Origin of the sequence: Hymenobacter psychrotolerans DSM 18569 (assembly GCF_900142395.1) — a bacterium.
In the GTDB taxonomy this organism is placed as follows: Bacteria; Bacteroidota; Bacteroidia; order Cytophagales; family Hymenobacteraceae; genus Hymenobacter; species Hymenobacter psychrotolerans.
The window spans coordinates 63,011-77,014 of the sequence record NZ_FRAS01000003.1; the positions used below are offsets into that span (position 1 = coordinate 63,011).

Genomic DNA, 14,004 nt, shown 5'->3' on the forward strand with positions numbered 1-14,004 from the left:
ACTCCGCTACTCTATAAAAGAGCGATGCCCGGCCGCCTATGCAGATCCTCCTGAATGAGGCTGCTGGGCGGGCCGGGCATCTAATCCTTCAAATCTTACCAAGCGACGAGTCTGGGGTGCAGACCCGGCATCTCCTTATCAGGTAAGACCTTGCCGTAATGCGGGAATTGCTCAAATGGAAGCGGATTCCGCGCGAAACCTTTTGTTAAGCGCGTCCGGCGGTGAAGCGGACTACATTCGACAGGCTTGGCAGGATTTGTTTGGGACTACTAGACATTTTGTACCTCCTTTCTTTACGTTCGACATAACCCCGGCCGCGTCTCCCAATACCTTAGGGCTGCTTGGGCGGGGCTGTAGCACTCACTACGGTTGGTAAAGTTAAAAGCCTGCGGGATGGTTCAAAATAAAAACCGCTTTTTTTAGCCCCTAGCCCCATATTAGCAGCCACCACACTGACCATCAGCCGGTTTGTTTTTTCATTCATTTCAGGCTGGCGCGCTTGGCCTCAAACTTGCACATCGCCGGCCAGCGGGCCATTGGTTGAGGTTTGCTGACATTCAGGAGTTTTCTCCTATCTTTTCCCACCAATCTTTTACCTCTCTCTTCACACCATGAAAAAATTCCTGTTCCTCTCCCTCACCTTCCTGCTGGGTATCGTGGGCCTGGCCTCGGCTCAGACTCTCTCTCCGCTGGGCATCTGGCAGAACGAAGAAAAGAAGGCCACCTTCGAGATTTATAAGTGCGGCAACAAGCTGTGCGGCAAAATCGTGACGCTGGCCGTGCCCAACGACCCGGCCACCGGCAAGCCCAAAACCGACTCGCAAAACCCCGACCCCAAGCTGCGCACCCGCCCGCGCCTGGGCCTGGTGTTCATGCAGGGCTTTGAGTACGACGACGCCAACAAGTGGGACGACGGCAAGATCTACGACCCGGAAAGCGGCAAAACCTACTCGTGCTACATGAAGATGATCAATGCCAATACCATGGAAGTGAAAGGCTACATCGGCTTCTCCATGATTGGCAAATCGCAGACCTGGACCCGGGTTAAATAAGCTTGATTCGCTTTTCAGGCGTATACTTGGCGACGCTTCCGCAACCGCGGGGGCGTCGCTTTTTGTTATCTTCCCTCTATTGCGGCCGGCTTGCGGCCCATCGTTGCCCCAGACTGAATAGCTACCCTTCGCTTTGAAATACCTGCTACTGCCTTTGTTGCTGTGCCTACAGGCCCTGGTGCCGGCTTCGGCGCAAACTCCACTACCACTGGGCATCTGGGCCGATGATACCGGCGACACGCATATTGAGCTCTACCGCTGCGGCGAGCAGCTGTGCGGGCGGCTGGTGTGGCTGCGCACGCCCGCCGATGCCAACGGCAAACCCCTCCTCGACGAGCACCACCCCGACCCGGCCAAACGCAGCCAGCCGCTGCAAAACCTGACCGTGCTCCAGAATCTGCGCTACAACCCGCAAAACGACCGGTGGGAAGACGGCTCGCTCTACGACCCGGAAAATGGCCGCACGTATTCCTGCTATGTGGCCGCCGCCGGCAAAGACAAGCTGGAGGTGAAGGGCTACATCGGGTTTTCTCTCATTGGCCGCTCTCACTACTGGAGCCGGGTAAAGTAGAAACCGGCACACTTTTTTCTTTTTGAGGCAAGCCTTTCGCGGGGCTTGCCTTTTGTTTTTTCCCGGCTTACACCCGGGCCGGCGGCAGCGGTTTAGCCTGTGGCGCTAAACCATTTGCCGTAGGCAGTGTTCTCTCCCCATACAGACTTTCCACCTTGCTATCCTTTTTGAAACGGTTTCTTTCTTCCCACTCTCCCTCCCAGGCGGCAGAATGGCAGCCTCTGCGGCGTACGGCGGCGGAGGAGCAGGCGCATGCGCGCTGGGTTGAGCAACAGGTATATCTAAACTGGGCCGGGCCTTACTTCAAGGCCTATCATTTCTCCAAGGCCGGCATTCAGGGCCAGGGACTACGGGCGCAGCTGCTCGATGAGCCCGGCCGCCGGGGCGTGGTCATGCTGTACGACCCCAGCATCGGGCCCGGCAACTTCCGGCACTTCTTCGATTTGCTGCGCGACCGGGTGCTGGCGCTGGGTTACAACCTCTCCACCTCCGACCAGCGCACGCTCCACCACGAGCAATACACGGAAACCATTGACAAGCACCTGCTTAAGCCTCGGCCCAACGACTGCACGGCAACCGGCCGCTGCAACCAGCGCTACGGCAACGTGGTGCTGGACCTGGTGCGGGTGAATGGGCAGCCGGGCTTTATCCGCTTCTTCAGCAACCCCTACCACGACGCCATCTTTACGCCGCCCCATTCTTTCGAGGAATTGCTGGCCGCAGTCCTGGACCTGCCCCCCGCCCCCGCCCACGTGCAGGCCCTCATTCCGCGCTACGCCAAAGGCTGATTGTACCCTTAGCCTCGTTACCATTATCATGCAGCAAAAAGCCCCTGACGACTGGTATCGTCAGGGGCTTTTTGCTGGAGGGCGCTTAACGAAAAGCCTGCCTATTCCCGTACGAAGCGGGCCAAGGACACCGCGCCGCTGGCAGAGGTCAGGCGCAGATGATAGAGGCCGGCGGCCAGGCCGCGCGTGTCAAGCTGCGCACGCAGCGGCTCCACGGCCTGGCGCAGCAGCACCCGGCCGGTGGCATCCGTTACTTCGGCCGTAGCGCGGGAGGTAAGGTCCTGGAGGCGCAGCGTTTCGCGGCACGGGTTCGGGTACACGGTGAGGCGGGACGCACGGGCCGCAGCCTCCGTGCCCAGAATCAGCAGGTTGTCGCGCACTATGGTGCCGGTGCCCTTGAGCAGCCAGTTGTCGACATCCACATCCACGAAGGCTACCGTCTTGCTCACCGGCACCACAAACGACGACACAGGCTGCCCCTGCCGCAGCCGTACTACCTGCGTGGTGCCATCCGTAAATTCGAGGGTATAGCTCACGTCCGTATCGAAAAACGGCGTGACGGATGGCATGGATACGGTTTCGGTGGTGCGGAGGTAGAAGTTCTGCCCTACCTGGTTCCAGCGCACGTTGAACGTAGGATAGCCCTGGCCACGGTACCACTGGTCGAAGAAATACTGCAGGGAACGGCCGGCTTCCGCCTCAAAAACCGCCTGCAGGTCGCGGGTACGGGCCGTGCGGCCGCTGTAGGTGCTCTGGTAGGTGCGCAGGGCCCGGAAGAATTTGGTATCGTCGTTGAGCAGGTAGCGCAGCATGTGCACCACTGTCGCGCCCTTCTTGTAGCTCAAGTTATAGTCGAAGATGCGCCCCACGTTGGTGGTATCGGGCACGCGCAGGCTGCCGCCGGGTGCGGGCACCCACTGGCCCGAAACGTAGCGGTTTTTGGCATAGAACTGCGCATCATCGAGCCACTGAATAGCATCGGAGGGCGTGGCGAAGCGCGTGAGGGCCAGATACTCGCCGTAGGAGGCAAAGCTCTCATTCAGCCAGATATCTTCCCACGAGGCGCAGGTTACATTGTCGCCGAACCACTGGTGAAACAGCTCGTGCGCCGTGAGCGTGAAATTGAAGCCGTCCTGCGTGGTCATGGTCTGGTGCTCCATGCCGCCCCCAATGGGAGCCATGCTGTGGCCGTATTTCTCGCTGGCAAACGGATAAAGCCCCACCAGACTGGAGAAGTGCTCAATAAAGCCGGGCGTCCGGTCTATTTCGGTTTGAAAGAAGTTCAGCGCCGTCTGGTTGTAGACGTAGTTGACGATAGGAATGCGGGGCCCGCCGACTGGGTTGGCGTAGTTGACATACTCCACATACGGTGCCACGGCCACCGACACTAAGTAGTAGTCGATGGGTTTGGCGCGGTGCTTCCACTCGTAGCGGCTCTTGCCGCCGGCCAGAGGCGTCACGCGCTCCAGCACGCCGTTCGAGCCCACTTTGTTGGTGCTGGTGGTAGTCACCCACACATCCAGTGAGTCGGCTTTGTCGGTGAGCACCTGCTTGCAGGGCCACCACTCATGCGCCGAAAACGGCTCGGACAGGCTCCAGGTGACGTTGTAGGGGTAGCTGACGCCATTGATGCGCACCGACGACTGGGTGTTCAGGGCATTGCCGATGGCGGCCGTGTTGCCGTTGGGCGCCGTGCCACGGTAGTACACTACCGTGCTGAACTGCGTGCTGGCCGGCACGCTTTGCGGGAGCGCCGCCGTCACATCGGAGCCGGCCCGGCGCAGGCCCGGCGAGCGGCGCCCGTTCACTACCACTGAGTCGATGGTGAAGGTCTGGTACAGCTCAAACGCCACCGAGTCGAGCGGCTGGACCAGGCTGCTGGCTACCATGCGCACATTGCCCCGCACGTTGCGCGAGTTGTTTTCGAGGGCAATATCGAGCTTGTAGTACTTCACATCGTAGCGGTCCATTTTCTGGCGGTGCCGCACCGTGGTGGCGGGGCCGCGCTGGCCGGTCTGGGTGTGAGCGCGCACGCAGCTGGCGGCCCCGTCGTGCGGGAGGCTGAGCGGCGCCGGGCGCGTGGCAGGTACCTGAGCCTGCAGCCCGGAAGATGCCAGCAGCAAGCCCGCCAGCAGGGAGTAGAAATGTTGCATATAGATGAGAAAAACGGAAAAGGAGAGCGGAAACGCGGGCAGTAAAAGCTGCTGCACAAGATACGCAGCGCTCTGCACAAACCGTTGTAGAAGCAGAACCGGGTTGCCCCGTCCGGGTTGTATATTTCGGGAGTAAATCTGACCTGTATTTATCTGCTTGCCTTATGCCCGTTTCTACCCTTCTCCCTACGCGGATACCCGGCCGCTGGGCACCCCTATTCCTCGCCCTGGCACTGGTGCTGGGCCTCTCATCCGCGGCCCGCGCCACCCACCTCGTAGGCGGCGAAATGGACCTGCAGTACCTGCAGGGCAACAGCTACCAGTTTACGCTCAATCTGTATTTTGATGCGGTAAACGGCAACCCCGGCGCCCTCGACAACGACCTAACGGTCAGCATTTTCGAAAAAGGCTCGAACCGCCGCATGCTGAACCTCTCGCTGCCGCTGACCACCAACACCCTGGTTAATTATACCAATCCGGCCTGCACCCGGGCCGAGCTGGTAACGCGCCGCATTGTGTATGCGGCGCGGGTAGAGCTGCCGGCCAGCATCTACAGCAATGGCGCCGGCTACTATGCGGCCGTGGAGCGCTGCTGCCGCAACAACGGTATCAACAACATCGTGTCGCCGGCCGATGCGGGCCAGACGTTCTACCTGGAGTTTCCGCCGGTGGTGCGCAACGGCCTGCCCTTCCGCGACTCTACTCCGCGCATCTTCCCGCCGCTTAGCGACTATGCCTGCCTGGGTGAGTTGTTTTACTATGACTTCGGGGGCCTGGATTCCGACGGCGACTCGCTAGTGTACGAGCTGGCCACCCCCTTCAACGGCTACTCCACTACCGGCGTACCGAAACCCACGGAGGCCCGCCCGCAGCCCTACCCGGAAGTCCGCTGGCTGGCTGGCCTGAGCGAGCAGAACCAGATTCCGGGGGCGCCCACCCTGAGCATCAACTCACTCACGGGCCGGCTGGAAGTGCGCCCGACCGATGTTGGGCTGTTTGTGTTCGGTATTAAATGCTCGGAATTTCGGGATGGGGTCAAGATTGGCGAAACGCGCCGCGACTTTCAACTCAAAGTGGTGTCGTGCCCGCGCAACACGGCCCCGGTGATGAACGTGCAGCTGCCCGGCACCAGCCGCAGCTACCTGCCCGGCCGCGACACGCTGCGGCTGCGGCCCGGTTTCAGCCGCTGCATCTCGCTGCGCTTCACCGATGCCGATTCGCCGTCGCGCCTGTCGTTGTCGGTGCGGCCCGTCAACTTTCCGGCCACGCTGCTGCCGTCCTTCACGCTCACGCAGGGCATGGTGAAGACGCCCGGCGCCCCCGATACGCTGGTGTCGCAGCTGTGCTTTCCGGCCTGCTTCGACTCCAAGGGCCAGGTGTACCTGCTGGACGTAATCGTGGCCGACGACGGCTGCAGCCTACCCAAGCGCGACACCGTGCGGGTGGCTTTCACGGCAATTCCGGACCCAAACTCCCCGCCTACCATCACCACTACCGCCGTGCAGCCGCTACGGGCCCGGGTCGGGGAACTGATAACGTTTGATGTGACAGGGGCTGACGCTGACAACGACCCGCTCACGCTGACCATGACCGGGGTGGGCTTTACACCGACAGATCAGGGCATCACGTTTACGCCGGGCGTCAGCGGCAACCAGATTCGGGGCCGCGTTTCCTGGCGGGTAGACTGCCGGGCGGTAGGCCGGCCGCTGTACGAGCTGGATTTTCTCGTCAGCTCCACGCTTTGCGCCGAAGCGCAGACAGTCCGCCTGCGCGTACCCATTCAGATAGAGTACAGCAACTCGCCGCCGGTACTGAGCAGCAACCTGCCGCCGACACCCGCCCCCACCGAACCCCCAATCCGGATCCGGCGGGTAGTGGGCGGAGTATACGAGGCCACCTTCACGGGCACCGATGCCGACAACAACCCGCTCGTGCTATCTGCCACCGGCAACGGCTTCGAGCTGGCGGCGGCCGGTATGAGCTTCCGGGCGACCAATGGCTCCGGCACAGCTTCTGCGCTGTTCCGCTGGGAAGCCAACTGCGCCGGGCTCAAGCTGCCCGAAGGGGCGCTGGAAGTAACGTTTCAGCTGCAGGAAACCACCTGCCGGCCGGAGCCCCAGACCCGGGTCGTGCGCTTCGAGCTGATTAATCCGGATACGCTGGCCTTCACGCCGCCCAACATCTTCACTCCCAACAACGACCCCAACCAGCGCAACGAGTTCTTCACCATCCCGAATCTGCCGCCTGATTTCTGCGACTCCCGCTTTGCCGGCATCAAGGTTTTCTCGCGCTGGGGCAACCAGGTATACGAGAGCAAGCTCCGCAACTTCCGCTGGAACGGCGGGCAGCAGCCGGCGGGCGTGTATTTCTACCTCATCGAATTCACGGATGGCCGCAAGTACAAAGGCCCCATCACGCTGGAAAGGTAGGCCAGCGAAGCCCGCCTCAGTACAGCGCGAGCCGAAAAGCACTACTTTGCCCACTGCTCCAGCCTACCACCAACGCAACGCCCCGGCCCCTGTTCAGGAGCCGGGGCGTTGTGCGTATCGGGCCGCTGCCTTTCTAATACAGAAATACGAACACCACGAACAGCACGAGCCAGAGCACATCAATAAAGTGCCAGTAAATGCTGAGCATCCGAAGCTGCAGGCGGCGGTAGGGGTTGCGGATGAACACCAGCGTCCGTACGGCGTCGCGGGAGGCGTGCAGGGTGCGTACCAGCAGCACCAGCAGAAACAGCATCCCGCCCAGCAGGTGCACCACGTGCAGGGCCGAAATCAGGTAGAGAAAAGTGCCGCTGGCCCGGCCCCCAAACGGCACGCCGTGCAGCTGCAGCTCGCGCCAGCCCAGCACCTGCAGCCCGGCAAAGATGCTCCCCAGCAGCAACACGGCACTCAGGCACCGCCCCATGCCGGCCAGGTCGTCATTGCTGTATAGGCGTGGCACCTGATTGAGCACGTAGCTGCTCAACAGCAGCACAATGGTGCTGATGGAGAAAAACTTCGGGAACGACTGTAGCCCGGTGGGCGCGTCGGCGGCGTGGCGCGTGTAGGCGTAGGCGCCCAGCAGAAACAGAAACAGTACCACCACCCCCGACAGGCCCAGGTACAGCATCATGAGCAGCGGCGGCACCCGCTCCATACGCTGGAAGGCGGAAGCGGGCCGGTTAGCCCCGACCTTGTCTTTATGTTCTTTGTCGGAATTCATGGGCGGCAGCGGAAGTAGGCGACGGTCTTGTGCAAACCAATCCGGAAGGCTTTGGTTCCGCGCAGCTTCCACTGGCCGGCACCAGGGCCACTGAGCAAGATACGCAAAACCACCCCGCTCCGACGAGCAGGATTCCGGGCTTTTTTGCAGCATAAAAGCCGTTCTTCCACCGGGGCAGAAAAACGGCTTCTGACGCTTGTGGCCGTTTAACGGCTGCGGAAAAAGGACCCCAGCTTGCCCAGCACCGCATTGAGCGTGATCTTGGGGCTGCGGCCCACCCCGAACGTGACGTAGGTTTTGCCGCCCACCCGCAGGTCGAGCACCAGCCCCAGCCGCAGCGCCAAGTCGTTGAGTTGCTGCAGCGGGTCGGGGCCTTTGGGCTTGGGGGGCGCATTCGGGTCTTTCGGCGGGCCGCTGGTGAGCTTGTCGAGCACGCGCTGGCTGGGCACGTTCAGGATAAGATATCCCCCCGAAGCGGCCACCTGAATATCGTCGCCATCAATCGTAACTACCAGCTGCGCCTCGATGTCGAGGCCGCTAGCCAAGGGAGGAGGGAGTTGTGGACGGCAGCGCGGCAGCCGGGGAAGCTGGCGGGTTTTCGCCGCGGGTGCGGATGCGCAGGGAGCCGTTCAGGCGAAACGTGGGAGCCGGGCCCCCGGTGCTTTGCGAGGAAGGCATCTGCAGCTCCATCTGGTCGAAGGTCAGGGCCAGTTCTACGCCGCCCGAAAGCTTGGAGAGCAGCGAGGCGGCGGTTTCGGCCCAGGAAGTGGCTTGGGAAGAGTCAGGCATAATTTCGCAGGTACTGGTGAAGAAGTGAAAACGGAGGCGAAGCGCGCAAGTTACGTGTCCCGGCGAATTAGCCGCCCTGGCCGGCGGCTTGGGGGCGGCCCAGCCTGGCAATGAATTTGCCTATGCAAGCTCAGCGGTGCTAATCCAAATAAGCCGGCCTGCGTATGTTGGCCGAGTGCCCTCTTTTTTGCTCACATCCTTGCTCATGCCTCTTTTCCTCTCCTACTCTTCTGTGCTGACTCCGGCCCTGGCTCTGGTGCTGGTTGCCGGCTATGCCCAAACCAACTCGTCTGTGCCGCCTGCCACGCCGGCCCAGGCGGCAACCAACCAGCTTTTCGGCCTCACCGACAAAATGCAGCTCGGCTACCGCCTGCTGGACGCCAAGGGCAAGACCGTGGGCGAGATAAACCAGCGGGTGGTGCACCTGCAGCAGGGCGAGCGGGAAGAAAGTAAGAAACAGATGGTCCCGGAGCAGACGGCCCTGCTGAAAAGTGGCCTCTATGACCGTAAAAACGTGCTGATCCGCCTGCAGGACCTCACCTTTCGGGCCCGCCGCGACACCAGCTTCACGGATGGCATGGCCTACCTCAACCACGATGCCATGCGCTCCTTCCGCGACCGGAAAATAGTGTACACCCCCGTGCCCGTGGCCTGGCCCGACCAGCCGACGGTGGGCACAGAGCTGCCGGACGGTGGCGTTACGGTGAACGTCAGCAGCTCGGTGGTGGATATTGCCACCGTCAGCACCACGCTGCGCAAGCGGCGCGTAGTGAGCGGGCCCACGCCTCTCACTACCCCGGCCGGCACGTTTGCCTGCTATAAGGTAGAATCGGTGCGGGAGGAAGCCACCGTGCCTCGCCCCGACATGGCCATGCGCAACACCTCTAAGCAAGTAGACTTCTACGCCCCCGGCGTAGGCATTGTCCGGACCGAGCAGTATACGAAAAGCGGCAAGCTCAGCCAGGTACAGGAGCTTACCATTCGCAATACGGAGCCACCGTCGTCTATGCAGAAAGTGAAATACAAGACGAAAAAATCGTAGATTCCGGGCCAAAACATTTTTCAGGCCTCACCCACCTTTTCATGTCTTTTCAGCGCGTTTTCTTCGCTTCGGCCCTGCTGTCACTGGCCGCCTGCCAATCTTCTCCTGCCACCGAGTCGGCCACGACGCAGCCGCCGGCCAGCGAAACGCCCACGGCTCTCACCGGCAAAACCTACGGCGCGGCCGTAAGCTCAGCTGGCGCCAAGCCGCTGTCGGAGCTCAAGCAGGTGCTCGGCACCCAGGATTCGGTGCAGGTCAAGCTCATCGGGCAGGCAGATGCCGTGTGCCAGGCGAAAGGCTGCTGGCTGACGATGAAAACGCCCGAAGGCCAGGAAATGCGGGTGCGCTTCAAGGACTATGCGTTCTTCGTGCCCAAAGACATTGCCGGCAGAACGGTGGTGATAAACGGCTGGGCCCACCGCGAGGAAGTGCCCGTTTCGGATTTGCAGCACTACGCCAAAGACGCCGGCAAGTCAGAAAAGGAAATAGCCGCCATTACCAAGCCGGAGGAGCAGCTCAACTTCGAAGCCGACGGCATCCTTGTCGCCGAGAAACTTTAGCGCCGGGCTTACCCGCCACTCTTGTAAGAAAGCCTTGCCTACCGGCAGGGCTTTTTTTGTGGGAGGCGCGGGCCCGTTATAAGAAACCACCCCTGCGTAGTAGCTTGCGGAGCCGTTGGCGCGTATTGTTACTTCCTGTCCGGCTCCATCTTCGCTCCCCATGACCTCCGATATTCAGCAGCGTATTACGGCCCTCACCGAGCGGCTGCACCACCTCAACTACCAGTACTACCAGCGCGACATCAGCGAAATTCCGGATCAGGAGTTCGACCAGCTGCTGGCCGAGCTGGCGCAGCTGGAAAAGCAGTACCCCGAGCTGGCGCACCCCAACTCGCCTACCCAACGGGTGGGCGGCACCATCACCAAGCAGTTCCCGACTGCCGCGCACCGCTACCCCATGCTCAGCCTCGGCAACACCTATTCCGAAGCCGACCTGCGCGAGTTCGACGAGCGGGTCCGCAAAGGCCTGGAGGGCGCCGACTATGCCTATGTGTGCGAGCTGAAGTTTGACGGTGTGGCCATGAGCCTGACCTACGAAAACGGCCAGCTCACGCAGGGCGTCACGCGCGGCGACGGTACGCGCGGCGACGTGGTAACCAGCAACGTGCGCACCATCAAGAATCTGCCGCTGCACCTGCGCGCAGGCTCGCCGCAGCCACCCGAATTTGAGGTGCGCGGCGAGATTTTCATGCCGCTGCCCGTGTTTTCCGAGCTCAACCAGGAGCGCGAAGCCAACGGGGAAGCCCTGCTGGCCAACCCGCGCAACGCGGCCAGCGGCGCCCTCAAGCTCCAGGACTCCGCCCTCGTAGCGGCCCGGCGCCTGCGTTTCTACGCCTATTCGTTCCTGATGCCGGGCCGCAGCATTTTCCCTACGCACAGCGCCTCGCTGGCTGCTCTCAGCGCCTGGGGCCTGCCCGTGTCGGACACGTGGCGGCTGTGCGGCTCCATTGCCGAGGTGCTCGACTTCGTGCACGAGTGGGATAAAAAGCGCTTCACGCTGCCGGTAGCCACCGATGGCATTGTGATTAAGGTGGACGATTTCCGGCAGCAGGAGCTGCTGGGCTACACGTCCAAGAGCCCGCGCTGGGCCATTGCCTACAAGTACCCGGCCGAAGCCGCCCGCACCCGCCTGAACGCAATTCAGTACCAGGTGGGCCGCACCGGTGCCGTTACGCCCGTGGCGCTGCTGGATCCGGTACCGCTGGCCGGCACCGTGGTAAAGCGGGCGTCGGTGCACAACGCCAACCAGATTGCCGCCCTCGACCTGCGCCTCGGCGACATGGTGTTCGTGGAAAAAGGCGGTGAAATCATTCCTAAAATCACGGGCGTCGACTTCACGGCCCGCCCCGGTGGCAGTGAGCCTATCCGCTACCCTACCGAGTGCCCGGCCTGTGGCACCCCCCTCATCCGGCCCGAAGGCGAAGCCCATTTCCGCTGCCCCAATGAGCGCGGCTGCCCGCCGCAGCGCAAGGCCAAGCTGGAGCACTACGTGTCGCGCAAGGCGCTCAATATTGATGGGCTCGGGGCCGAAACGGTAGGCCGGTTCTTCGACCTGGGCCTGGTGACGGACGCCGCCAGCCTCTACGAGCTGCCGGCCAAAGCCGAAGAGCTGGCCCAGTTGGACCGCATGGGCGAGAAATCGGTGCAGCGGCTGCTGGCCGGACTGGAGCAGAGCAAGCAGGTGCCCTTCGACCGGGTGCTGTTCGGGCTCGGCATCCGGTACGTAGGCGAAACGGTGGCTGAAAAACTGGCCAACCACTACCGCACCATGGATGCGCTGATGGCGGCCACCGCCACCGAGCTGGCGGCCGTGCCGGAAGTGGGCGGCGTTATTGCGGAGTCGGCGGCGGCGTGGTTTCAGGAACCCGACAACCGCGCCATGATTGAGCGGCTGCGCACGGCCGGTGTGCAGCTGGCCCTGACCGGCGAGGCCCCCAAAGCTATGAGCAGCCGCCTCGAAGGCCAGACCTTTGTGCTGTCGGGCGTGTTTGAGCAGCACTCCCGCGACGAGCTGCAGGCCCTGATTCAGGCCCACGGCGGCAAAGTCACGGGCAGCATCAGCAAGAAGCTCAGCTACCTGGTGGCCGGCGACAAGATGGGCCCGGCCAAGCGCGAAAAAGCCACCGAGCTGAAAGTGCCCATCATTTCTGAAACTGACCTGCTGGCTATGCTCCCATCGGAGCTGGAAGCCACCGGCCCTTCCGAGGCGGATATGGCCGTCACCACGGAACTACTGCCGGCCGCTGCTGTTACGCCAGCAGCACCTTCGCCCTCATCCGCCAGCCCCGGCCAGCAAAGCTCCTTGTTTTAAGAGGCAGTTGCCCCACTACTTTATTTCTGCACCATGACCCGTTTTTTGCTGCTCGCCTCCTTCGCCGCCCTGCTCAGCTCCCAGCCCACGCAGGCCCAAACAGCCCCTCAGGCCGTGGCGCCGGCCGTAGCGGCGGAGCTGGTCCGGAAGCCTAACGTGGTAATGCTGGATGTGCGCACACCTGAAGAATTTGCCACCGGCCACCTGAAAGGAGCCCGCAACCTCGACTTCCGCGCCCCCGGCTTCAGCGAGCAGGTGCGCCAGCTTGATAAAAGCAAAACCTACGTGCTGTACTGCGCTTCCGGCAACCGCAGCGGCCAGAGCATGACGCTGATGCGGCAGCTCGGCTTCGGCAATCTTGTAAATGCCGGGGCCTTCAAGGACCTGAAAGCGGCCGGACTGAAAGCCGAATAAGCTTCGCCTGCTACCGCCAAAGCACAACAACGCCCCGCCCGAGTAGTCAGGCGGGGCGTTGTTGTGCTTTGGGTATGGGCTTCCACTGAAGGGCTGGAACCCCTGCAACTATTACTTACTCTAAAGCCCTGTTAGAAGCTGTTTACCATGCTGTTGTGCAGCGTACGGGCGCTCCAGTAGCCGCTGGCAATAATGCGGCGAATAGTGAACAGCGGGTCCTGCGGGTCGCGCTTCTCAGCCAGCACGAAGGCGGCCACCATACCACGCTTCTTCAGCTCCGGAATGGCCTCGGGGTTCCAGAGGCCGAAGGGATACGCGAAGTACTTGATGTCCTTGCCGGTAATTTCCTGCAGCGTTTTGGTAGGCTTCTCGATCTGCGTCACCCAGTCCTCGCCCTGATACTTCTTCACGTTGTGGTGGTCCCAGGTGTGCGAGCCGATAACGTGGCCTTCGTCCGAGAGTTGCTTGACCTGCGCCTTGCTCATGTAGCGCGGCCGGCCCAGGCTCACGGTCATCACGAAGAATACGCCCTTGAAACCATGTTTGTCCATCTCGGGCTTGGCCACCGTGAACTGGTCGAGGTCGGTGTCGTCGAAGGTCAGCATTACGGGCTTGCTGGGCAGCTTGGCGCCGGTGGTGAGGTAGGCGTACAGCTGGTCGGGCAGGATGGTGTGGTAGCCGGAGTCGGCCAGCATCTGCATCTGCTTTTTGAACGCGTCTACCGGCACGATATAGTCTTTGGCGCCTTTCGAGTCCTTGGCGCGCCAGTCCCGGATCTGGTGGTAGCACAGAATCGGTACCTGCGGGCGGGCCGTGATGGTGGCGGCATCGGCAATGCTGCCGGCCGGAATGCTGCCGGGGCTGGGGGCAGTGGCGCCCGCCGCAGCAGCTGAATCTTCGGCGGCAGCCGTGGCGGCCGTGCCGCTCATGGCTTCGCTGGTGGGCGAGCCGGCCTCAGCCGTTACGGCCGACTTGGAATCATTGCAGGAAGGCAGGACGAGGGCCGAGGCCAGGGTTGCTGCGGCAAGCAGCGTGGAGTAGGTACGCTTCATGAAAAAGGAAAACACGGCCGGGCCGCAAAGGAAATGCTGTATTTTTGTCGAAGTAGTCTGCCCGG

General features: G+C 62.0%; 13 protein-coding genes. 8 read left to right on the forward strand and 5 right to left on the reverse strand.

Features of this window, described 5'->3' with window-relative positions; translation table 11 throughout:
- Nucleotides 1–611 precede the first annotated feature (611 nt).
- From BUE15_RS04685 to BUE15_RS04695, 3 genes are all read left to right on the forward strand, one after another.
- The gene (locus tag BUE15_RS04685) at nt 612–1,052 is read left to right on the forward strand and encodes a DUF2147 domain-containing protein (RefSeq protein ID WP_073281631.1); all 441 of its coding nucleotides are present in this window, start codon (nt 612–614) and stop codon (nt 1,050–1,052) included.
- A gap of 133 nt (nt 1,053–1,185) precedes the next feature.
- Nucleotides 1,186–1,623 carry a DUF2147 domain-containing protein gene (locus BUE15_RS04690; protein WP_073281633.1) on the forward strand — a complete coding sequence of 146 codons (438 nt, stop codon included), beginning with the start codon at nt 1,186–1,188 and terminating at the stop codon, nt 1,621–1,623.
- A gap of 167 nt (nt 1,624–1,790) precedes the next feature.
- On the forward strand, nt 1,791–2,411 hold the full coding sequence (locus tag BUE15_RS04695; RefSeq protein ID WP_073281635.1) for a hypothetical protein: 621 nt from the start codon (nt 1,791–1,793) through the stop codon (nt 2,409–2,411).
- Between the two features lie 101 nt (nt 2,412–2,512).
- Here the strand turns inward: BUE15_RS04695 and BUE15_RS04700 are convergent, their stop codons facing one another.
- Nucleotides 2,513–4,564 carry a M1 family metallopeptidase gene (locus BUE15_RS04700; protein ID WP_139252131.1) on the reverse strand — a complete coding sequence of 684 codons (2,052 nt, stop codon included), beginning with the start codon at nt 4,562–4,564 and terminating at the stop codon, nt 2,513–2,515.
- A gap of 164 nt (nt 4,565–4,728) precedes the next feature.
- Between BUE15_RS04700 and BUE15_RS04705 the strand changes: the two genes are divergently transcribed.
- Nucleotides 4,729–6,993: a T9SS type B sorting domain-containing protein gene (locus BUE15_RS04705; protein ID WP_073281640.1), complete on the forward strand. Its 2,265-nt coding sequence runs from the start codon at nt 4,729–4,731 to the stop codon at nt 6,991–6,993.
- 133 nt (nt 6,994–7,126) lie between these two features.
- On the opposite strand, the gene BUE15_RS04710 is transcribed toward BUE15_RS04705, so the two are convergent.
- From BUE15_RS04710 to BUE15_RS04720, 3 genes are all read right to left on the reverse strand, one after another.
- Nucleotides 7,127–7,771: a cytochrome c oxidase subunit 3 gene (locus BUE15_RS04710; RefSeq protein ID WP_073281642.1), complete on the reverse strand. Its 645-nt coding sequence runs from the start codon at nt 7,769–7,771 to the stop codon at nt 7,127–7,129.
- Nucleotides 7,772–7,977: 206 nt separating this feature from the next.
- Complete coding sequence (locus BUE15_RS04715) at nt 7,978–8,316, reverse strand: hypothetical protein (RefSeq protein ID WP_073281644.1); 339 nt, start codon at nt 8,314–8,316, stop codon at nt 7,978–7,980.
- Nucleotides 8,309–8,560, reverse strand: coding sequence for a hypothetical protein (locus tag BUE15_RS04720; RefSeq protein ID WP_073281646.1), 252 nt, complete (start codon nt 8,558–8,560; stop codon nt 8,309–8,311). The genes BUE15_RS04715 and BUE15_RS04720 overlap by 8 nt, the downstream gene beginning before the upstream one ends.
- 205 nt (nt 8,561–8,765) lie before the next feature.
- Here BUE15_RS04720 and BUE15_RS04725 point away from each other — a divergent pair, with 205 nt between their 5' ends.
- From BUE15_RS04725 to BUE15_RS04740, 4 genes are all read left to right on the forward strand, one after another.
- A complete protein-coding gene (locus tag BUE15_RS04725; protein WP_073281648.1) occupies nt 8,766–9,602 on the forward strand; it encodes a TapB family protein in 837 nt (278 codons plus the stop codon).
- 41 nt (nt 9,603–9,643) lie between these two features.
- On the forward strand, nt 9,644–10,162 hold the full coding sequence (locus BUE15_RS04730) for a DUF4920 domain-containing protein (protein WP_073281650.1): 519 nt from the start codon (nt 9,644–9,646) through the stop codon (nt 10,160–10,162).
- Nucleotides 10,163–10,322: 160 nt separating this feature from the next.
- Nucleotides 10,323–12,473 carry an NAD-dependent DNA ligase LigA gene (gene ligA / locus BUE15_RS04735; RefSeq protein ID WP_084548822.1) on the forward strand — a complete coding sequence of 717 codons (2,151 nt, stop codon included), beginning with the start codon at nt 10,323–10,325 and terminating at the stop codon, nt 12,471–12,473.
- A gap of 33 nt (nt 12,474–12,506) precedes the next feature.
- Nucleotides 12,507–12,887, forward strand: coding sequence for a rhodanese-like domain-containing protein (locus BUE15_RS04740; RefSeq protein ID WP_073281652.1), 381 nt, complete (start codon nt 12,507–12,509; stop codon nt 12,885–12,887).
- A gap of 131 nt (nt 12,888–13,018) precedes the next feature.
- On the opposite strand, the gene BUE15_RS04745 is transcribed toward BUE15_RS04740, so the two are convergent.
- Nucleotides 13,019–13,939: a polysaccharide deacetylase family protein gene (locus tag BUE15_RS04745; protein WP_073281654.1), complete on the reverse strand. Its 921-nt coding sequence runs from the start codon at nt 13,937–13,939 to the stop codon at nt 13,019–13,021.
- Nucleotides 13,940–14,004 lie beyond the last annotated feature (65 nt).